General features: G+C 68.5%; 16 protein-coding genes. 7 read left to right on the top strand and 9 right to left on the bottom strand.

Annotation, left to right across the window (positions count from 1 at the left end):
* The first annotated feature begins 123 nt into the window (after positions 1 to 123).
* Both DPV79_RS42865 and DPV79_RS32510 read left to right on the top strand, forming a co-directional pair.
* A complete protein-coding gene (locus DPV79_RS42865; RefSeq protein WP_165843602.1) occupies positions 124 to 282 on the top strand; it encodes a hypothetical protein in 159 nt (52 codons plus the stop codon).
* A gap of 107 nt (positions 283 to 389) precedes the next feature.
* Entirely contained in the window at positions 390 to 2,015 is a 1,626-nt protein-coding gene (locus DPV79_RS32510) for an amidohydrolase (RefSeq protein ID WP_113047377.1), read from the top strand.
* 19 nt (positions 2,016 to 2,034) lie between these two features.
* Here the strand turns inward: DPV79_RS32510 and DPV79_RS32505 are convergent, their stop codons facing one another.
* From DPV79_RS32505 to DPV79_RS32490, 4 genes are all read right to left on the bottom strand, one after another.
* Positions 2,035 to 2,646 carry a cysteine hydrolase family protein gene (locus tag DPV79_RS32505; protein WP_027789412.1) on the bottom strand — a complete coding sequence of 204 codons (612 nt, stop codon included), beginning with the start codon at positions 2,644 to 2,646 and terminating at the stop codon, positions 2,035 to 2,037.
* Between the two features lie 173 nt (positions 2,647 to 2,819).
* Entirely contained in the window at positions 2,820 to 4,070 is a 1,251-nt protein-coding gene (locus DPV79_RS32500; protein ID WP_113047376.1) for an MFS transporter, read from the bottom strand.
* Positions 4,071 to 4,270: 200 nt separating this feature from the next.
* The gene (locus tag DPV79_RS32495) at positions 4,271 to 5,041 is read right to left on the bottom strand and encodes a hypothetical protein (protein ID WP_113047383.1); all 771 of its coding nucleotides are present in this window, start codon (positions 5,039 to 5,041) and stop codon (positions 4,271 to 4,273) included.
* A 202-nt stretch (positions 5,042 to 5,243) separates the two neighbouring features.
* Entirely contained in the window at positions 5,244 to 6,560 is a 1,317-nt protein-coding gene (locus tag DPV79_RS32490) for an MFS transporter (protein ID WP_048021953.1), read from the bottom strand.
* Positions 6,561 to 6,883: 323 nt separating this feature from the next.
* On the opposite strand from DPV79_RS32490, the gene DPV79_RS32485 reads away from it, so the two are divergent.
* The 3 genes from DPV79_RS32485 (at position 6,884) to DPV79_RS32475 (ending at position 9,330) form a co-directional block, all read left to right on the top strand.
* Positions 6,884 to 7,801 (top strand): LysR family transcriptional regulator, encoded by a 918-nt coding sequence (locus DPV79_RS32485; RefSeq protein WP_021162282.1) that lies wholly within the window; start codon positions 6,884 to 6,886, stop codon positions 7,799 to 7,801.
* A 195-nt stretch (positions 7,802 to 7,996) separates the two neighbouring features.
* Positions 7,997 to 8,533, top strand: coding sequence for a VOC family protein (locus DPV79_RS32480; RefSeq protein WP_113047375.1), 537 nt, complete (start codon positions 7,997 to 7,999; stop codon positions 8,531 to 8,533).
* A gap of 41 nt (positions 8,534 to 8,574) precedes the next feature.
* Positions 8,575 to 9,330, top strand: a complete 756-nt coding sequence (locus tag DPV79_RS32475; protein WP_060074764.1) for a glucose 1-dehydrogenase — start codon at positions 8,575 to 8,577, stop codon at positions 9,328 to 9,330.
* Positions 9,331 to 9,487: 157 nt separating this feature from the next.
* On the opposite strand, the gene DPV79_RS32470 is transcribed toward DPV79_RS32475, so the two are convergent.
* Both DPV79_RS32470 and DPV79_RS32465 read right to left on the bottom strand, forming a co-directional pair.
* Positions 9,488 to 11,005 (bottom strand): purine-cytosine permease family protein, encoded by a 1,518-nt coding sequence (locus DPV79_RS32470; protein WP_226281422.1) that lies wholly within the window; start codon positions 11,003 to 11,005, stop codon positions 9,488 to 9,490.
* A 202-nt stretch (positions 11,006 to 11,207) separates the two neighbouring features.
* Positions 11,208 to 11,855, bottom strand: a complete 648-nt coding sequence (locus DPV79_RS32465; protein ID WP_113047374.1) for a glutathione S-transferase family protein — start codon at positions 11,853 to 11,855, stop codon at positions 11,208 to 11,210.
* A gap of 104 nt (positions 11,856 to 11,959) precedes the next feature.
* On the opposite strand from DPV79_RS32465, the gene DPV79_RS32460 reads away from it, so the two are divergent.
* Positions 11,960 to 13,078 (top strand): transketolase-like TK C-terminal-containing protein, encoded by a 1,119-nt coding sequence (locus DPV79_RS32460; protein WP_113047373.1) that lies wholly within the window; start codon positions 11,960 to 11,962, stop codon positions 13,076 to 13,078.
* A gap of 18 nt (positions 13,079 to 13,096) precedes the next feature.
* Here the strand turns inward: DPV79_RS32460 and DPV79_RS32455 are convergent, their stop codons facing one another.
* The gene (locus DPV79_RS32455; protein ID WP_027789419.1) at positions 13,097 to 13,552 is read right to left on the bottom strand and encodes a MarR family winged helix-turn-helix transcriptional regulator; all 456 of its coding nucleotides are present in this window, start codon (positions 13,550 to 13,552) and stop codon (positions 13,097 to 13,099) included.
* Positions 13,553 to 13,731: 179 nt separating this feature from the next.
* Between DPV79_RS32455 and aceE the strand changes: the two genes are divergently transcribed.
* Entirely contained in the window at positions 13,732 to 16,425 is a 2,694-nt protein-coding gene (gene aceE, locus DPV79_RS32450; RefSeq protein WP_113047372.1) for a pyruvate dehydrogenase (acetyl-transferring), homodimeric type, read from the top strand.
* 55 nt (positions 16,426 to 16,480) lie between these two features.
* Here aceE and DPV79_RS32445 read toward each other — a convergent pair whose 3' ends face one another.
* Together DPV79_RS32445 and DPV79_RS32440 are read right to left on the bottom strand one after the other, a co-directional pair.
* Positions 16,481 to 18,004 (bottom strand): efflux transporter outer membrane subunit, encoded by a 1,524-nt coding sequence (locus tag DPV79_RS32445; RefSeq protein ID WP_113047371.1) that lies wholly within the window; start codon positions 18,002 to 18,004, stop codon positions 16,481 to 16,483.
* Complete coding sequence (locus tag DPV79_RS32440; protein WP_113047382.1) at positions 18,001 to 21,174, bottom strand: efflux RND transporter permease subunit; 3,174 nt, start codon at positions 21,172 to 21,174, stop codon at positions 18,001 to 18,003. Before DPV79_RS32440 ends, DPV79_RS32445 begins: the two co-directional genes overlap by 4 nt.
* Between the last annotated feature and the right edge of the window lie 10 nt (positions 21,175 to 21,184).

The raw sequence follows: 21,184 nt of genomic DNA, 5'->3' as shown, positions 1-21,184 counted from the left end.
CTGCCGCCCCCGCCGCCTTTCTCGCTGGTTGTCCTAAAAACGATGACAGACAGCCGGCCGCCCCGCTCCTAGTATCTGACTCACCCGACGACGGGAACGCGTCGGATGCCACGGAGACACCGAATGCCGAATACCGGATGGACGCCGGCCCGCACGGCCGCGCGCGCGTCGCCCATCGATCTGCCGCTTCAGGCCCGGCAGCGGGATCTGCATGACGCCCCGGCGGCGGCCGGCCTTTACCGTGACGCATCGCGGCGCCTGCCGCGCGGCACCGGCACATAACCGCCTCCGTCCCATTCAACCCGACCGGGTTCACGCGACCGGACGAGCCCCGCGGCCCGCCCGCGGGACACGTGCGCCCGTCGAACAGCCCCATCCGGAGAAGACACATGCAATACGCCGACACCGCCTACCTGAACGGCCTGCTTTACACCGGCGACGCGCAGCGCCGCTTCGCGCAGGCGCTCGCCACCCGGGACGGCAAGATCGTCGCGGTCGGCCGCGACGACGATATCCGTCCGCTCATCGGCCCCGCGACGCGCACCGTCGACCTGGCCGGCAGGCTGATGCTGCCGGGCCTCATCGACGGCCACGTGCACCCGCTCGAAGGCCACCAGATCCTCGGCGACTTCGACCTGTCCGGCATCAACGATCCCGACACGATCATGCAGCGCATCCGCGCCTGCGCCGATGCGACGCCGAACGAGCCGTGGGTCTATCTCGGCGGCGCCAACCTGGCCGCATTCGGCGCGTATCCGACCCGCGAACTGCTCGACCGGGTCGTGCCCGACCGGCCGCTGCTCGTGGTCGGCTTCGACGTGCACAGCGGCTGCCTCAACACGAAGGGCCTCGAAGCGGCCGGCATCCACGCCGACACGCCCGACCCGGCCGGCGGCGTTTACGAACGCGATGCGTCCGGCGCGCCGAACGGTGTCGTGCACGAAGCGGCGTTCTATCGCGTCTGCCCGCTCATTCCGCAACTGAGCCCGGCCGGCTACCCGAAGTCGCTCGCGAAAGCGCACGCGATGGCGCACGGCTACGGCATCACCGGCTGGTTCGACGCACGCGTCGAGGAGGCCGAACTCAAGGCGTATGCCGACGCGCAGCGCGCGGGCACGCTGAAGGTGTACATGAGCGCGGGCCTCTATGCGAACCCGCGCCGCGATCCGCGCGAGCAGGTCGAGCGCTTCGCCGCATGGCGTCGCGCGTACGAATGCGACAACTTGCGCCTGCATACGGTGAAGATCTTCGTCGACGGCGTGCCCGAATCGAAAACCGCCGCGCTGCTCGAGCCGTACGCCGGCACCGACGACTGCGGCCTCGCGCTGTGGAGCCAGGACGCGCTGAACGAGATCTGCCTGCTCGCCGATTCCGCCGGCTTCGACCTGCACTTCCACACGCTCGCCGACCGCGCGGTGCGCATGACGCTCGACGCGCTCGAATATGTCCAGATCCGCAACGGCATGCGCGACCGCCGCGCGCAGCTCGCGCACCTGCAGCTCGTCGATCCGGCCGACATGAGCCGCTTCAACCGGCTCGGCGCGATCGCCAGCGTGCAGACGCTGTGGACGGCCGCGCGCGAAGAGCAGCAGCAGCTCTATCGCGACCTGCTCGGCGCCGAACGCACCGCGCGCAACTATCCGTTCCGCAGCCTGCGCAACGCCGGCGCGATGCTCGCGGCCGGCTCCGACTGGTCGGTCAGCACGATGGACCCGATGCAGATCATCCAGACGGGCGTCACGCACCTGCTGATCGACCAGCCCGACAGCCCGCCGTGGAATCCGCACGAACGCCTCGACCTGCTCACGATGCTCGAGGCCTATACGGTGAACACCGCGTATGCGCTGCGCTTCGACGACTGCACGGGTTCGCTCGAGGCGGGCAAGGACGCGAGCTTCGCGATCCTCGATCGCAATCCGTTCGCCCATCCCGTCGAGACGTTCGCGCAAACCCGCGTGATCGAGACGTGCTTCCGCGGCGAAGTCGTGTACGCCGCGCCAGGCTGGGCCGACTGAAGCACGAACCCGGCGGCCGTCAGGCGACACCGAGCGCCAGCACCTGCTCGGTCGTCAGCACGTCGCCGAACGTGTCCGACAGCGCAGCCAGCGTCGCGCGATGGAGGTCGCGGTGCGATACCGTGCCGCCCTCCGCGATGTCGAGGTCGCGCGTCGCGCAGGCATCGTCGACGACGATCACCGCGTAGCCGAGCGGCACCGCATCGCGTGCCGCGCCGGCCACGCAGGCATGCGTCATCAGGCCCGTGACGATCAGCGTGTCGATACCGGCCGCCTTCAGGCGTGCATCGATGTCCGTCGTCGGGAACACGCTCACCGAGGTTTTCTTCACGACCGCGTGATGCGGCGCCGGCTGCAGGCTCGCGTGAAAGCGGAAGCCGTCGCTGCCGTCCGCGAAGATCGGGCTGTCGGGCGAATCGACGTGCTGGACGTGAAACACCGGAATGCCCGCGCGATCGGCGAACGCGATCACGCGCTGCGCATTGCCCAGCGCGCGCGGTCCCTCGGGAATCGGCAGCCGGCCGCTGAAGTATTCGTTCTGGAAATCGATCACCAGCAGCGCGGTGCGGGCGGCGGCGATCGACGTCGGCGCGGTCGCGCCCGCCAGGGTACGGATGGTCGGATGTTGCATGGGTCGCTCTCTCGGTTGGCGTATCGAAGGAACGGCGCGCCGGGCCAGCCGGCGCCGCCGGACGCGGCCCGGACGTTTCCCGGCCGCGAGGCGCCAGTGTCGGGCCGCGCGGCCGGGCGCGACAGCCGCGCGCGGGACAACGTCCGACAGGATCGGGCCAACGTGCCCGCCGCCTACGACAGCGCGGCCGTTCGCGCACCCGGCTGCGTGCGGCCATACGCGACCATCATCAAGAAGCTGAGCAGGAAGCCCGCGCCGCCGATCAGCAGCAGGCCGATCTCGCCGAACACCGGCAGCAGGTTCGTGAGCGCCCCCGTGACGACCCACGCGACGGCCATCACCGAGCCCGCGACGCCGAGTGCCCAGCCTTGCCGGTCCTCGCTGACCGCATCGGAGAACGCCGTGTACATCGTCGTATAAGCGACCATGTCGAAGCAGCCGACGACCATCGCGAGCGCCCACAGCACCGGCTCGTGCGGGAACAGCGCGGACAGGACCTGGCCGACGCCCGCGACGAGGAGGCCCGTCTTCGCGATGTCGACCACGCGCCATACGCGCAGCATCAGCCGCACGACGAACAGCAGGCCGAACACGAAGCAGAGGCCGATCACGCCGCTGAACAGCCCGAGCCGCGCGCTCGTGTAGCCGAACTTCGCCTGCAGCAGCAGCATGATGGTCTGCAGGTAGAGCCCGTAGCCGACCTGCATCAGGAAGAACACCACCGACAGGAACGCGACGTTGCGCTGGCGCGCGGCCTCCCCGATGATGCGCAGCGGCAGCAGCGGATCGATACGCGTGTCGCCGCGCGGCACGGCCGAGTCGCGATACGACGCCCAGGTCCAGAACGCGCCGATCAGCGACAACCCGGCGACGAGCACGAACGGCGTGCCGTAGTCGAACAGCGGCGAAATCGTGCGGTCGGACGTGACGCCGCCGAGCACCGGGCCGACGATCACGCCCGCGCTGAAGGCGAGCGACATGATGCTCATGTTGTACGCCTTGTTTTCCGGCGTGCTCAGGTCGGTGATCGCCGCCTGCGCGATGCCCTGGCAGCCGGCCATCAGCCCGGTGAGCCCGCGGCCGGCCAGCAGCAGCGCGACGCTCGCATGCCACGCACCGGCCGCCATCATCGCGTAGCCGGCCGCGAGGCCGGTCACGCACAGCAGCAGGATCTTGCGGCGGCCGTAGCGATCGGACAGTTCGCCCATCAGCGACGAGCCGAAGAACATGCACAACGGATAGATCCCGTAGCCGAGACCAAGGTAGAAATTGCGCGCGTGCGCGCCGGCGTCGGCCGGCAGGATGCCCGCGTGCGGATCGCTGAAGATCGCGGACATCATCGGATAAACGAGCCCGAATCCCATCGCGTCGAGCGCGATCGCGAGCAGACAGGGGCCGAGCAACTTGTAATCGAGCCGGGACATGGCGACCTTCCGGACAGAGTGGATGATCGCCCAAGCGTAACGACCGGGCGGCGGCCGCGGTAGGCCGCCGCCCGCGATGCTGATCATCGGCCGTACCGATACCTACCCTGACGCCGCGCCCGATCGGTCGCCGCCATGCCCGACTCCGGCTCATGGCGTCCGGCCCGGGACCGATCAGACGCGGAGGCGCGCATCGGCCTTCACGTCGACAGCCGGACGATCCCGTAAGGATTGAACTTGAAGTCGTCTGCGTCGTGAGACCTGTCGTCGATCAGGGATGCATCGTACGCCTGCAACGCCGCATCGATCCCGTGCCGCGCGATCGCGTCGGCAACGCTATCGATGACGACGACCGCGTCGCGATCGCTTCCGCGCAAGCGCGGCACCTGCACGTCCGGCAGACCGGCCAGATGAAAACCCACACTTTCGAAGTAACCGTCCGACGCCAGCGGGCGCAACGCGAACGCCAGCCGGCACACCCGGTTCTGCGCGAGCGCGTCGTCGGCGTCGGTCGCGACCGCTCCCATCCGGATCAGCTCCCGCCACCGGTGCAGCCCGTGCGCCACGCCCGCGCTTTCTCCCTTGACCGCCACCGCACCGGCGTCGATCAGCCGGTCGATCAGGAACAGCGCGCCGATCGACGCACGCACGGCATTCTCCCGCGTCATGCGCGGGCCGAGCACATACAACACCGACTGGTGCGTGCCGACTGCTTCTTCGTCGGCCGGCGTCCAGGCATCCGCCGCGACGCGGTCGCGGCAGACCTCGAACGAACGGCTCATCCGCTCGTCCGGCTCGGCGGCGGAATACGCGTCATCGATGCCGAACCCCGTCGCGAATTCCGCAATCGCCGCGTTCGCCGCATCGCGCAGGGGCTGCAGTTCCCGATCCCTGCCGAGAAAGCACAGCACATGACGCGGCTGCGCCGGCGCGTCGACCGACCGCGCGGCCTGTCGGTCGAATTGAGACATAACGTCCGCGCGTGCCCTGCCGCCACCGAGCAGTTTCTTCAACCTCGAAAGCATTCGCCATTCCCCCCGCCGACCTTGTGTGCCGCCATCATAGCGGCTTGCGACGGCGCAGAGACGAATGCGTCGATACGCTCGACGACGGCATTCCGATCGGACAGCGCTCGCCTGCGCGCCGGAATCCGGCGGCGGCAGCCGCCCGTTGCTACTTGACGCTCAGCGGTTCACCCTGAAATTGCCGGCGCGCGAGCACGCACGGCGCACCGTCGTGCATGAACACACTGGCAAGCAGTCCAAACGATGCCGCGAACAGCACGTACCAGGCGGGCGCGACGGGCGACCCGCTCACGTGCGTCAGCCACGTGACGATGAACGGCGCGAAGCCGCCGAAGATCATCACCGCGACGTTGTACGCGAGCGCGATGCCGGTCGAACGCGAGCGCGTCGCGAACTGTTCGGCGAGCGCGGTAGGCGCAGGGCCGTAGCAGATGCCGATGATCGTGCAGATCGCCAGCTGCATCACCAGCAGGCGCTCGATGCTCGGCGCGGCGGCCAGCCACGAGAACAGCGGATAGGTGAGCGTCAGCATCGCCAGCATGCCGGCGATCAGCACGGGCCGCCGGCCGATGCGGTCGGATACGAGCGCCGCAACCGGAATCGTCACCGTCAGCAGCGCGACCGCCACCATCTGCACCTTGAAGACCTGGTCGAGCGGCAACCCGAAGGTCTTGTGCGCGAACGTCGGCAGATTGACGAGCATCACGTAGAACACGGCCGTGCCGGTGATCGTCTGCCCCATCGACACCAGCACGCCGCGCAGGTTGTCGCGCAGCACGCGCGACACGCTCGCCGGCGGCTCGACCGTCGACTTGCTCGCGTCGAGGAACGCCTCCGTCTCCTCCATGTGCCGGCGGATCCACAGGCCGACCGGCCCGATCAGCAGCCCGAGCGCGAACGGCACGCGCCAGCCCCAGCTATGCAGCGCCGCCTCCGACAGCGACTGCGTGGCCCACGCGCCCATCGCCGCGCCCGAGAACACCGCGAGACACTGGCCGATCAGTTGCCACGATCCGTACAGCCCGCGCCGGTTCTCCGGCGCGCTTTCCACGAGGAACGCGGTCGCGCTCGCGTATTCGCCGCCGGTGGCGAAACCCTGCAGCAAGCGCGCGACGACGATCAGGACAGGTGCCGCCGGGCCGATCGTCGCGTACGACGGCGCGAACGTGATGAGCGCGATCGACAGCGTCATCAGGAAGATGATGAGCTGCATCGCGGCCTTGCGGCCTTGGCGGTCCGCATAGAGCCCGAGCAGGACGCCGCCCACCGGGCGCATGAAGAAGCCCACGCCGAAGGTCGCAAGCGACATCAGCAGCGACGCGTACTGGCTCCCGGCGGGAAAGAACAGCCGCGCGATGATGCCGGAGAAGAATCCGTAGACGATGAAGTCGTACCACTCGAGGGTGTTGCCGACGACAGCGGCAACCACCTGCCGATGCCGCGAGTTCCGACGTGAGTCGCGCATGCTTGTCTCCTGCAGTCTCATGGCGCCGCACCGCATGCGTGCCGCGTTCCGTGGCACGCAAAGGCGAACCGGCTGTTCGTATCGCCGGCCGGTGAGGCACGGGCTCGCACCATCGGAACCTCGCGGCCCGCGCACACGATCGGCGTGAAACGATCATAGGGACGCCGAAAACCCGCATCAATTAACGACCGCGGCAGACGATTAGCCGGAGATTAAATGTTCCCCCGCCGGGCTCCGCCACACGAAAACCCCGGAAATTCGCGCATTGTTGCGGCTCCGGTTCTGCGGCAGAATCGTCGGCCGCCCTTCCCGTCGTCCGCACCATGCGCAACCGCATCAACGAAGAGATCACGTTCCGCAAGCTCGAGGTGCTGCTTGCCTTCATGGAAGCCGGCAGCCTCGCGAAGGCCGCCGAGGCGCTGGGCGTCAGCACCGTCAGCGTGCACCGCGCGCTGCACACGCTCGAGGAAGGGATGCACTGCGCGCTGTTCCGCCACGAGGGGCGGAACCTGATTCCGACCGATGCCGCGCAGGTGCTCGCCGAAGTCGCCGGCGAAGTACTCAAGACGATGACGGACGGGATCCGCTCGACGCGCGAGGCGGCCGGCTACGGTGCCGGCCAGTTGAAGATCGGTTCGCTCTATTCGTTGACGATCCGCACCGTTCCGGAAGTCGTGATCGCGCTGAAGGAACGCCGCCCCGAGTTGCAGGCCGAGCTGGTGCTCGGCTCGAACGCCGACCTGCTCGACAAGCTCCGGCAGGGCGCGATCGACGCGACGCTGATGGCGCTGCCCGAACCGGACGCCGAGATCGAATCGATCGCGTTGTTCGAGGACGAGATGTTCTTCGCCGCGCCGGTCGGCTCGCCGTACGCGCAGCATGACGCAATCGATCTTCGCACCTGCGACGACGCGCCGTTCGTGTCGCTCGGCGAAGGTTTTGCGACGCATCACGGCTTCACGGAAGCGTTTCGTGCGGCCGGCGTCACGCCGAACGTCGCGATGCGGGTGGGCGACATCTTCTCGCTGATCAACCTCGTGTCGGGCGGCGTCGGCTGCTCGCTGCTGCCCGGCCGCGTGCGCGACCTGTTCGCGCACAAGATCGCGCTCGTACCGCTCGCGGGGCCCACGATCCGCCAGACGATCGGCCTGAGTTTCCTGCACCGGCGTGAACGCGACCCGAACCTGCTCGCGCTCGCGACCGTGTGCCGGCTGACGGTCAAGGGGCCGAACGCGCGGTAACGCGCAGGTCGCACGGCGGCAAGCTCCCTGTCCTTTCCGCTTCACGCACCGACGTCGTCGCGGCGGCGCGCCCCCGTCACGCTAGAGGTCGCGCGCGCACTCATCCATTCGGACGGCACGCCGCGCGTGCTTTGTTGCGATCATGGCCGTCATTCATCGCACGGCACGCACACGTGCGTCCGCCACGGAGACGCCATGAACGACCCAGTCCTCGGCCCCATCGACCAGATCGGCTACGTGGTCGCCGATCTCGACCGCAGCATCGCGCGCTGGCGCGAACGCCACGGCATCGGCCCGTGGACCGTTTTCCGCAACGTACGCCTCGACGGCCATCATCTCGGCGAGCCGGTGTCGGTCACGATGAACGTCGGGCTCGCGTATCGCGGCAATCTGCAGATCGAACTGATTCACGTGACGAGCGACACGTCGTCGCCATACCGCGATGCGCACGGGCAAGCGCTCGTCGGGCTGCATCACGTCGCGTGGGTCGTCGACGATCTCGATGCGGCGATCGCACGGCTCACCGCACGCGGCTTGCGCGTCGTGTTCGAAGCCGGCAACCCAGCCACGCGCGTCGCGTATCTCGACGACCCCGACGACCCCGGCGTGCGCATCGAAGTCATCGAAGGCGCCGGCATGCGCGACATGATCGCGCGCGGCATCGCCGAATCACACACCGGGGACGGCACGGATCCGGTTCGCATCGTCGACGCGGCGGCCGCCTCCGCATGAGCGGACCCGCGCGCCAACCACACTCAACAGGAGCAAGCAGCATGAAACGACTCGAAGGCAAGGTGGCGCTGATCACGGGCGCTGCGCGCGGCCAGGGCGAAGCGGAAGCGCGCCGGTTCGTCGCCGAAGGCGCACGCGTGGTGATCGCCGACGTGCTGGACGACGCCGGCCGGCGCGTCGCGGCCGAACTCGGCGACGCCGCCCGATTCCAGCATCTCGACGTGACGAGCGAGGCCGGCTGGCAGACTGCCGTCGATGCAACGCTCGCGCATTTCGGCCGGCTCGACATCCTCGTGAACAACGCGGCCATCCTGAAGCTCGTGCCGATCGAAGCGTGTTCGCTCGACGACTATCGCAAGGTGATCGACGTGAACCAGGTCGGCTGCTGGCTCGGCATGAAATCGGCCGTGGCCGCGCTGAAGGAAGCCGGCGGCGGCTCGATCGTCAACGTGTCGTCGACGGCCGGGATGGAAGGCGTCGCGGGCGGCAGCGCGTACGTGTCCAGCAAGTTCGCGGTACGCGGAATGACGAAGGCCGCCGCGCTCGAATTCGGCCGCTACGGCATTCGCGTGAACTCGGTGCACCCGGGAGGCATCGATACCGTGATGGCGCGCCCGCCCGAGTTCGCGGATTTCGATCCGTCGTCGATCTACAGCGGCCTGCCGATCGCGCGCATCGGCAAGCCCGAGGAAGTCGCCAGCCTCGTGCTGTTCCTTGCGTCCGACGAATCCGCGTACTGCACGGGGTCGGAATTCATCGTCGACGGCGGGATGCTCGCGGGCAGCACGTTCCACTGACACGCATCGAACCTGGCAGGCGTTTTCGTTTGCGGCGGCGGCACGTGGAAGTTACGGCCCCCTCCTGTCGCGATCACACGCCCGGAAACGACGATACCGCCGGCGGCGCTCCCGCGCGGCGGCATCGTCATCTGCGCAGCGACGCACCACGCGCCGCTCAATATCCCTTCGGCTGGATCGCCGGCGCGCCGTTGCCGCGCGCCGCCTGCGTGCCGCCGCGCACGAAGCGGCGCCCGTGCGGGCCGTACACGCCGTCCGGTTCCGGGTACAACGTCAGCAGCACGAAATACAACACCCCGCCCATCACCAGCGACACCGGCACGCTCAGGTCGAGCCCGCCCGCGAGGTGGCCGAGCGGCCCGACGAACTGGCCCGGCAGGTTCACGAACGACAGCCCGACGAACGCGGCCGGCAGCCACGCGCCCATCGCGCGCACGTTCCAGCCGTGCGTGAACCAGTAATGGCCGCCGCGCAGCCCGCGGTTGAACACCTGCAGGTCATCGGCGAGATAGTGGCCGCGCCGCGTCACGTAGCCGATCACCATGATCGCCATCCACGGGCAACTGAAGGTATCGATCAGCGTCGAGAACGTCGCGACGCTTTCGACGAGGTTGAACCAGAAGCGGCCGACGAAGATGAACGCGATCGCGATCGTGCCGATCAGCAGCGTCGCACGCACGCGATTCAGGAGGCGCGGGAACATGCTCGACACGTCCAGGCCGGTACCGTACAGCGCGGTCGTGCCGGTCGACATCCCGCCGATGATCGCGATCAGGCACATCGGCAGCAGGAACCAGCGCGGCGAGATCGCGAGCAGGCCGCCGACGTAGTCGTTCGACGCAATGAATGCGGGTGCCTTCGCCGCGATGATCGTCGCGGTCGCGAGGCCGAAGAAGAACGGCACGAAGGTCGCGATCTGCGCGGCGAACACGGCACCCATCACACGATGCTTCGGCGTGTGCTGCGGGATATAGCGGGCCCAGTCGCCGAGCGTCGACGCGAACGACACCGGGTTGCTCAGCGCAACCAGCACCGCGCCGACGAACGCGGCCCAGAAGCCCGCGCTGCCCTGCTGCACCGTGCCCGCGTAGTTCATGTCGAACAGGCCGGCGAACGCGAACAGGCCCGCGACGAACAGCACGCTCGCGGCCCACACGGCGATCTTGTTGACCCACAGCATGAAGCGGAAGCCGTAGATGCAGACGATCAGCACGAGCACCGCGAACACCATGTACGCCGCACCGAGCGTGAAGCCGTTGACCGGCACGCCGACCATGTTGTGCGCGCCGCCGACGAGCGCGTCGCCCGAGCTCCACACCGCGAGCGAGAAGAACGCGATCGACGTGAGCAGCGCGAGGAACGAGCCGACGATCCGGCCGTGGATGCCGAAATGCGCGCCGGACGACACGGGGTCGCTGGTGCCGTTGCGCGGGCCGAACAGGCTCATCGGCGCGAGGATGCAGGTGCCCGCGAGCACGCCGAGCACGATCGCGCAGACACCCGCCTTGAACGACAGCCCGACCAGCACGGGAAAGCTGCCGAGCACCGATGTGGAAAACGTATTGCAGCCGCCGAACAGCAACCTGAACAGATCGATCGGCCGTGCATAGCGCGATGCATCGGGAATGCGCTCGAAACCGAACGATTCGACCTGCGTAATCCTGCCTTCACTCATTTGTCTCCAGCTCCTCTTGTGCATCTGTACGGCCCAGGACTGCGGCGATACGACACATCGTCATCGATTCGCGGCCACTCTAAACCGGATCGCGCGGCGCAAATATCACGCATTCGAGACGTTTACGACGAAGGAGAACAATGTTTCCCGGCAGACCGGCGGCTGGCGCCCGCGCCATCCGTTCAGCGCGGGCGATGCGACGTCAGTTCGCGCGCGCTGCCGCCGGTGCGCGGCATGCGACCAGGCCCCGCTGAACGGCTTGCCGCGCCTCGATATCGGCGAGCCAGCGCTCGACGTGCGGGTAGCCGGCAAGGTCGAGATCGAGCTCGGCCGCCGCGCGCAGCCACGGGAACGCGGCGATGTCGGCGATCGAGTACCGCGACGAAGCGAGATACGCCGATTCCGCCAATCGGCCGTTCACGACGCCATAGAGGCGCCGCGCTTCGTTCCGGTAGCGCTCGATCGCTTGCGCATTGACCGTCGTCGATGCATGCAGGAACCACCAGAGCTGGCCGAGCATCGGCCCGATCCCGCCGATCTGGAAGTGCAGCCATTGCTGCACCGCCGTGCGCTCGGTCAGCGTTTCCGGATGCAGAAAACGCGTCTTCGCAGCGAGATAGCTGAGGATCGCACCGGATTCGAACACGGTCAGTCCGGTGTCGTGGTCGACGATGGCCGGGATCTTGCCGTTCGGGTTGATCGCGAGATACGCCGGGCTGCGCTGCTCGCCGGCGGACAGGTTCACGTGCACGCGCTCGTGCGCGAGCCCGGCCTCCTCCAGGTAGATCGCGATCTTGTGCCCGTTCGGCGTGTCGGCCGTATAGAACGTGAGGGAATGCGTCGAAGTCATGTCGGTCCTTGTCTTCCGGTTGTCGTTGCAACTACAATCGTTGCAATTGCAATCCTATGCCGGAACCGACGCCCCGGCGACATGCCAATACCAGAAGGAGGGACATGCAGACAGCGCGATCCGGTCCGCCCGTGCGGACGCCCGACACCCGCCGCGCCGCGGTGGCCTGCCTCGAAAGACTGCTGACGCAGCGTCTCGCGCCGCGTGGCCGTGCGGTGTCGCCGCTCGGCGCGATGCGCGCGGCCGCCGATTGCCTCGCACGCGATGCGGCGACATCGGAACACGTCTGGATCGTGCGAGCGGACACGCGTGCGCCGTTTGCAGACGCGGGGGCGCATCGCCGCATCAGCGCGTGGCCGCTGCGGTTTCTCGATGCGCGCAAGCGGTTCGAGCGGCCGCTGCTGTACCTGCTGCATGCACGCGCGACCGACCGGCTGCGGCTGGCGTCGATCGAAACCGTCGACCGAGGGATCTTCGTGAACGATGCCGAAACGCTCGCATCGTCCTGGCCGAAAGGCGTGACGCCCGACGTCCCGCACTGGCTGGCCGCGAACCCCGCGTGCACGCCATACGATCCGGCCTCGGGACATGAGGCGATCGCGATCCTGCGCCACGCGCTGCGAACGCTTTATGTCGCCGGCCAGCCGGGGTTCTGCTACCTCGCGAGCCACGACGACCCCGTGCCCGACGCGAAACCGCTGTCGGCCACCGCGGCCCGCGATGCGTTCAGCGGCATGGTGCGGGCCGGCCGTCGGGCGGCGGCCGGCGCGGCCGCCCGGATCCGGCTGTGCGGCGCGGGCAGCACGCTGGCACAGGTGCAGGAGGCGGCCGATCTGCTGCGCGACGAATGGCGCGTCGATTCGACGATCTGGAGCTGCCCGAGCTACACGCGGCTCGCCCGCGACGGTCACGCGGCCGACCGGTGGAACCTGCTGCATCCGCACGACGAGCCGCAGGTCCCGCATGTGCGCCGATGCATCGGCGACAGCCGCACGCCGGTGCTCGCCGTGACGGGCTATGCGCGGCACGTCGCCGCGCAGATCGGCGCGTTCGTCCCGGCCCGCTTCGCGGCGCTCGGTGCGGACTCGGCGGCCCCGGACGCCGGCGCACGCGCGCCGAACGCGCGCTGGATCGCCGCGGTCGCGCTTCGCCTGCTGGCCGACGACGGCCGCGTGCCTGCCGACTGGGCCGTGCAGGCGATGCGCCGCCACGCGAGCGGCTGACGTGCCGGCGGCCGGCCGCTACTTCGCGTCGGCTGCCGCCTCGCGCGCCGCGGCGGTCGCACGATCGAGCGCGGCGGCCATCGCTGCCTGCTCCTTGCCGCCGAACTGATCGAGGAAGAGTTCCGCGACCGTCGACTGGTACACCTTCCACATCTTCTTGCGCAGCGTGCGCCCCTTGTCGGTGATGCTCGCGTACGCGGCGCGGCCGTCGTCCGCCGAACGGGCGCGCGTGACGAGCCCTTCCTGTTCGAGCCGGTCGACCAGCCGCGTGAGGTTGTAACGCTCGATCGCGAGCACGTCGGCCAGCTCGTGCATCCGGCGCGTGCCGTCGGGCCCGCTCTCGAGCCCCCACAACGCGTCGTACCACGCATACGCCGGCAGGCCGGCAGCCGCGAGGCGGCGCTCGATTTCGCGAATCATCGTCCGGTGCGCGCGGACGAACGAGAACCACAGATCGGGTTCGGGTGCGCTCATGTCAGGTCGTTCCTCTCATTGAATTGCAGTTGCAATTAAATTTTACCTCGATAACAATTGCCGCCATACGATTGCAATTGCAATTGCAATTATCTGCCCGCCGATCGACGGGCGTCCCGTCGCGCGATGCGCCGCCACGACCGCCGCCCCGCGCAGCCTTATGCTTCTGGAGACATTGCATGACCGCACCTCTCGCGCTACCCGACATCGACCCGCAGGAAACCCGCGAATGGCTCGATGCGCTCGAATCCGTGATCGCGATCGAAGGCCGCCCGCGCGCGCATTACCTGATCGACCGGCTTTCCGACCTCGACGCGGCACGCCACGGCGACCTGCACGGCCGCGTGACGACCGCGTACGTGAACACGGTGCCGCGCGAACGGCAGCCGGCCTATCCGGGCGATCTCGCGCTCGAACGGCGCCTCAACGCGATGATCCGCTGGAACGCGATGGTGATGGTGCTGCGTGCCGGCCGGCATTCGAACGTCGGCGGGCACATCGCGACCTACCAGTCGGCCGCGGTGCTGTACGACGTCGGGTTCGATCACTTCTTCCGCGGCCGCACCGATACCTTCGACGGCGACATGGTCTACATCCAGGGCCATTCGGCGCCCGGCATCTACGGCCGCGCGTACCTGGAAGGTCGCATCACGGACGCGCAACTCGACAACTTCCGCCGCGAGACCGGCCGCGAAGCGGGACGCGACGGGCTGTCGTCGTATCCGCATCCGCGGCTGATGCCGGATTTCTGGCAATTCCCCACCGTGTCGATGGGGCTCGGGCCGCTCACGGCCGCGTATCAGGCGCGCTTCATGCGCTACCTCGAATATCGCGGGCTGAAAGCGCATCAGGGCCGCAAGGTCTGGGCATTTCTCGGCGACGGCGAAATGGACCAGCCCGAATCGCTCGCCGCGATCTCGCTCGCCGGGCGCGAACGGCTCGACAACCTGATCTTCGTCGTCAACTGCAACCTGCAGCGTCTCGACGGCCCGGTACGCGGCAACGGCAAGGTCATCCAGGAACTCGAGGGCACGTTCCGCGCGGCGGGCTGGAACGTCGTGAAGGTGATCTGGGGCGGCGGCTGGGATCGCCTGCTCGAACGCGACACAACGGGCCTGCTGCGTCAGCGCATGATGGAATGCGTCGACGGCGACTACCAGACCTTCAAGTCGCAGAGCGGCGCATACGTGCGCGAGCATTTCTTCGGCAAGTATCCCGAGCTGCTCGAGCTCGTCGCCGACCTGTCCGACGACGACATCTGGAAACTCGCGCGCGGCGGCCACGATCCGGAAAAGGTGCATGCGGCCTATACGCAGGCGATGCACGCGGACGGGCGGCCGACCGTCGTCCTCGCGAAGACGGTCAAGGGCTTCGGAATGGGCGAAGCCGGCGAAGGCCAGAACGTGAACCACCAGTTGAAGAAGATGAGCGCGGACGCCGTACGCGCGTTCCGCGACCGCTTCGCGCTGCCGGTCAGCGACGCGCAACTCGACGACCTGCCGTACCTGAAACCCGAACCCGGCAGCGCCGAGGCACGCTACTTCGCGGAACGCCGCGCCGCGCTCGGCGGCCACGTACCGGCCCGCTTCAGCGACGTGGCGCCACTGCCGGTGCCGCCGCTCGCCGCATTCGACGCGCAGCTCAAGGACAGCGGCGAACGCGCGCTGTCCACGACGATGGCATTCGTGCGCATCCTCGGCACGCTGCTGAAGGACCCGGCACTCGGCAAGCTGGTCGTCCCGATCGTTCCGGACGAATCCCGCACGTTCGGGATGGAGGGGCTGTTCCGCCAGATCGGCATCCACTCGCATCTCGGCCAGCTCTACACGCCGCAGGACGCGGGCCAGCTCAGCTACTACCGGGAAGCGAAGGACGGGCAGATCCTGCAGGAAGGGATCAACGAATCGGGCGCGATCGCGTCGTGGATCGCGGCCGGTACCGCCTACAGCAACCACGGACTGCCGGCGATCCCGTTCTACATCTTCTATTCGATGTTCGGGCTGCAGCGGGTCGGCGATCTCGCGTGGGCGGCCGGCGACGCGCGTACGCGCGGCTTCCTGCTCGGCGCGACGTCGGGCCGCACGACGCTGATGGGCGAAGGGCTGCAGCACGACGACGGGCACAGCCACGTGCTGTCGTCGGTGATTCCGAACTGCGTGTCGTACGACCCGACCTATGCGTACGAACTCGCGGTGATCGTGCGCGACGGCCTGCGGCGGATGTTCGCGGAACAGGAGGACGTCTACTACTACATCACGCTGCTCAACGAGAACTACCCGCATCCGGCGCTGCCCGACGGCGCGGAGGCCGGCATTCTCAAGGGCCTCTACCTGCTGCGCGAAGGCGCGTCGCGCGCGGCCGACGTGCCGCACGTGCCGCACGTGCAGTTGATGGGCAGCGGCGCGATCCTGCGTGAAGCGATCGCCGCGAGCGACCTGCTCGCGCAGGACTTCGGCGTGTCGAGCGACGTGTGGAGCGCGACGAGCCTGAACGAGCTGCGCCGCGACGGGCTGGCCGCCGAACGCTGGAACCTGCTGCACCCCGATGAAGCGCCGCGCGTGCCGTACGTGCAGCAATGCCTCGACGGCCGCACGGGGCCGGTGGTCGTCGCGACCGATTACATGAAGATCGTCGGCGACCAGATCCGTGCGTTCGTCGACGGCCGGCGCTTCGTGTCGCTCGGCACCGACGGCTTCGGCCGCTCGGATACGCGCGACGCGCTGCGCACGTTCTTCGAGGTCGACCGGCACTTCATCGTGGTCGCGGCGCTGAAGGCGCTCGCCGACGACGGCGCGATCCCGCGTGCACGCGTCGGCGAAGCCATCCGGCGCTACGGCATCGACATCGACAAGATCGATCCGGCCAGCGTGTAGTCACGCGCCGCGCGGCAGGCAGGTTGCGTCGGCCTGCCGCGCCGCCTTGCCCGCGCTACTGCCCCGCCTGCGCGAGCGGGCGTTGCGGCCCCTGCCCCGTTCCCGACGGCCAGCCGCCCGCAAGCGCCTTGTACAGCGCGACCGTCGACACCGCACTGCGCATCTGCCCGTCGGCCGCCGCATCCTGCGCCTGCAGCAGCGTGCGTTGGGCGTCGAGCACTTCGTAGTAGTCGATCGCGCCCGCCGAAAAACGCGCCTGCGCCAGTTGCGCGGCACGCGCGCTGTCGGTCGCGGCCCGCACGAGATGGTCCGTCTCGTCACGCGTGCGTGCCGCACGCAGCAGCGCGTTCTCCGTTTCCTCCAGCGCCCCGAGCACGGTCTGCCGGTATTGCGCAAGCTGCCCGGCCGCTTCCGCATCGCTCGCGGCGATCCGTGCGCGCACGCGGCCGACGTCGAGGAACGACCAGTCGATGCCAAGCGCGATCAGGTTCGTATCGCTGCCCGCGCGGAAGAACCCGTAGCTGCTCGTCGCGCTGCCGAGCAGGCCCGACAGCGTGAAGCGCGGAAACAGGTCGGCCGTCGCGACGCCGACGCGTGCGGTCGCCGCGTGCAGCCGCGCCTCGGCGGCCGCAACGTCGGGCCGGCGCCGCAGCAGGTCGCCCGGCGTGCCGGGATCGATGTCGGCGGCCAGCACCGGCAGCGGCACGGGCGTGCCCGCCGACGCGGCGGCCTTCGGGAGATCGAAGCGGCCGATCAGCGCATCCGGCGTCTGCCCGGTCAGCACCGCGAGCCGGTGCTCGTCGACGCCGATCGCCGCCTCGTACACGGCGATCCGCGACGTCGTCGATTCGTACTGCGCGCGCGCCCGCGCCGCATCGAGTTCGGAGCCGCGCCCCGCGCCGACGCGCGCATTGATCAGCGCGAGCGTCTGCTTCTGGTTGTCGGCGTTCTCGCGTGCGATCCGCAGCCGCTCCTGCGAGCCGCGCAGGTCGACGTACGTGCTCGCCACCTCGCCGGCGATCGCGACGCGCACCGCGCGCACGTCCGCCGCGCTGGCGGCCGTCTCCGCGCGCTGCGACTCGATCGAACGACGCACGCGGCCGAACAGGTCGAGTTCCCACGCCGCATTGATCCCGACGCTGGACGTCGGCGTATCGCGCTGGCTGCGCGGCGCCCCGAACGCCTGGTCCTTGCTCATCAGCTGATGGCCGATCTTCCCGCTCGCGGTGATCGTCGGGTAGCGGTCGAACGTGGCCTGCGACAGCAGCGCATTCGATGCGTCGTAGCGCGACACGGCGACCTGGAGATCCTGGTTCGCCGCGAGCGCCGTGTCGATCAGCTGCGTCAGCTGCGGATCGCCGAAACCGCGCCAGAATGCGGCATCGGCATCGGCCGACGCGTCCGGCGGCGTATCCGGCGTCTTGCCGGACGGCAACGCGTCGCGCTGCGCCGCCGGATGCGCGTCGCGGGCAAACCGCTCGGCCGTGGCCGTATCGGGCCGCCTGAAATCGGGGCCGACCGCGCATGCGGCGAGCGTCACCGACATCGCGAGCGCGGAAAGACGAAAAGCGGCGCTCATCGGTTTTCTCCTTCGAGGGTGCCGTGGTGTTCGCTCCACACGGCCGGCGTGCCGCCCGCGAGCTTGCGGATCGCCACATAGAACACGGGCGTCAGGAACAGCCCGAACAGCGTGACGCCGAGCATCCCCGCGAACACGGTGATGCCGGTGGCGGCCCGCACTTCGCTGCCCGCGCCGCCGCCGATCAGGAGCGGCACCGAACCCGCGATGAACGCGACCGACGTCATCACGATCGGACGCAGCCGCAGCTTGCACGCTTCCAGCGCGGACTCGATCACGCCCTTGCCCTGGATTTCCAGCTCGCGCGCGAACTCGACGATCAGGATCGCGTTCTTGCACGCCAGCCCCATCAGCACGACGAGCCCGACCTGCACGAACACGTTGTTGTCGCCCCCCGACAGCCACACACCGAACAGTGCCGCACAGATGCACACGGGCACGATCAGGATCACCGCGAGCGGCAGCGTCCAGCTCTCGTACAGCGACGCGAGCACGAGGAACACGAGCATCACCGCGAGCGGGAACACGACGATCGCCGCGTTGCTCTGCGTGACCTGCTGGTAGCTGAGGTCGGTCCACTCGAGCACGATCCCCGGCGGCAGCACGTCCTTCGCGATCTGCTGCAGCTTCTCGATCGCCTGCGACGACGACATCACCTTCGGATCGGCGTCGCCGATCAGGCTGGCGGCCGGATAGCCGTTGTAGCGGACGACCGGGTCGGGCCCGTACGCGGGCGCCACCGTCACCATCGAGCCGATCGGCACCATCTCGCCCTTCGCGTTGCGCGTGCGCAGGTTCGCGATGTCGGCGGCCGTCTGCCGGTGGCCGGCATCCGCCTGCGCCATCACGCGGTACACGCGGCCGAACAGGTTGAAGTCGTTCACGTACATCGAGCCGAGATAGACCTGCAGCGTGCTGAACAGGTCGGTCAGCGCGACGCCCTGCGCCTTCGCCTTCAACCGGTCGACCTTCACCTCGAGCTGCGGGATGTTCGCCTGGTACGAGCTGACCGGGTAGCTCATCCCCGGCGTCTTCGCGACCGCGGCCTGGAACGCGGTGAGCGCGTTCTGCAAAGCGCCGTAGCCGAGCCCGCCGCGATCCTCCAGGTACAGCGAATACCCTGAGCCGTTGCCGAGGCCCTGGATCGGCGGCGGCATCAGCGCATAGGTGATGCCGCCGCCGATGGTCGCGAAGCGTGCGTTCAGGTCCGCATTGATCTGCGCGGCGCTGCGGTGGCGCTGGTCGAACGGCTTCAGGATCACGTACGAGTTCGTGATGTTCGGCGTGTTCACGCCCTGCAGCGCATTCAGCCCGGCAAACGCCGGCACCATCTCGACACCGTCGGTGCCGAGCGCGATCTTCGTCATCTGCTTGGTCACCTCGCTGGTGCGCGCCAGCGACGCGCCTTCCGGCAGCTTCGCGCCCGCGAACAGGTACAGCTTGTCCTGCACCGGGATGAAGCCGCCCGGCACCGCATTGAGCAGCAGCGCGGTCGCCCCGAGCAACGCCGCATAGACCGCGAACACCACCCCGCGCCGCTTCAGCGTGCGCGAGACGACGCCGTGGTAGCGGTCCGAGCTGCGGTCGAAGAAGCGGTTGAACGGACGGAACAGCCAGCCGAACGCGCGGTCGAGCCCGCGCGTGAGCGCATCCTTCGGCGCGCCGTGCGGACGCAGCAGCTTCGCGGCGAGCGCGGGCGACAGCGTCAGCGAGTTGATCGCGGAGATCACCGTCGAGATCGCGATCGTCACCGCGAACTGCCGGTAGAACTGCCCCGTGACGCCCGACATGAACGCCATCGGCACGAACACCGCGCACAGCACGAGCGCGATCGCGACGATCGGCCCCGACACCTCGCGCATCGCCTGGTGCGCGGCGTCGCGCGGGCTCAATCCCTGCGCGATGTTGCGCTCGACGTTCTCGACGACCACGATCGCATCGTCGACCACGATCCCGATCGCGAGCACGAGCCCGAACAGCGTCAGCGTGTTGATCGAATAGCCGAGCAGATAGAGCCACGCGAACGTGCCGACCACCGAGACGGGCACCGCGACGAGCGGAATGATCGACGCGCGCCACGTCTGCAGGAACAGGATCACGACGAGCACGACCAGCACGACGGCCTCGATCAGCGTGTGCTGCACCGCGCGGATCGAATCGCGCACGAATACCGTCGGATCCCACACGGGACGGTACGCGACGCCGGGCGGGAAGCGCTTCGACAGTTCGTCGAACTTCGCATACACGGCTTTCGCGACTTCGAGCGCGTTCGCCCCCGGCGACAGGAAGATGCCGACCACGGCCGATTGTTTGTCGTTGAAGTACGAGCGCAGCGTGTAATCGCCCGCACCGAGCTCGACGCGCGCGACATCGGACAGCTTCACGACCTGGCCGTCGTCGCCGTTGCGCAGCACGATGTCGCCGAACTCCTGCGCCGTGCGCAGCCGGCCGCGCACGTTGATCGACAGGAGGAAGTCGTTTTTCTTCGGCGTCGGCTCCGCACCGAGCTGGCCGGCCGACACCTGCACGTTCTGCTCGCGCACGGCGGCAATCACGTCGCTCGCAGTCAGCCCGCGCGACGCGAGCCGGTTCGGGTCGAGCCACAGCCGCATCGCGTAGTCGCCGGAGCCGGACAAGCCGACGTCGCCGACACCGGTCAGCCTCGACAGCTCGTCCTTCACGTGCAGCGTCAGGTAGTTGCGCAGGTACAGCGAATCGCGGCTGTTGTCCGGCGAATAGAGGCTCACGTACATCAGCGGCGTCGGCGACTGCTTCTGCGTGGTCACGCCGTACTGGCGCACCTCGTCGGGCAGGCGCGACAGCGCCTGGCTCACGCGGTTCTGCACGCGCACGGCGGCCGTGTCGGGATCGACGCCCTGCAGGAACGTGACGACGACCTGCAGGCTGCCGTCCGACCCGGCGACCGACTTCATGTACATGATGCCTTCGACACCGTTGATCGCCTCTTCCAGCGGCTCGGCGACCGATTCGGCGATTTCCTTCGGGTTCGCGCCCGGGTACGTCGCCCGCACGACAACGCTCGGCGGCACGACTTCCGGGTATTCGCCGGCGGGCAGCATCGGAATCGAGATCAGGCCGATCGCAAAGATGACGATCGACAGCACGACCGCGAAGATCGGCCGGTCGATGAAGAATCGGGAGAAATCCATCGTATCGCTC

The sequence above is a fragment of the Burkholderia reimsis genome (assembly GCF_003294055.1).
Lineage (GTDB): Bacteria > Pseudomonadota > Gammaproteobacteria > Burkholderiales > Burkholderiaceae > Burkholderia > Burkholderia cepacia.
The sequence above is the reverse complement of the archived record's forward strand: the minus strand, read 5'-3'. Positions and strand labels throughout refer to the sequence as shown.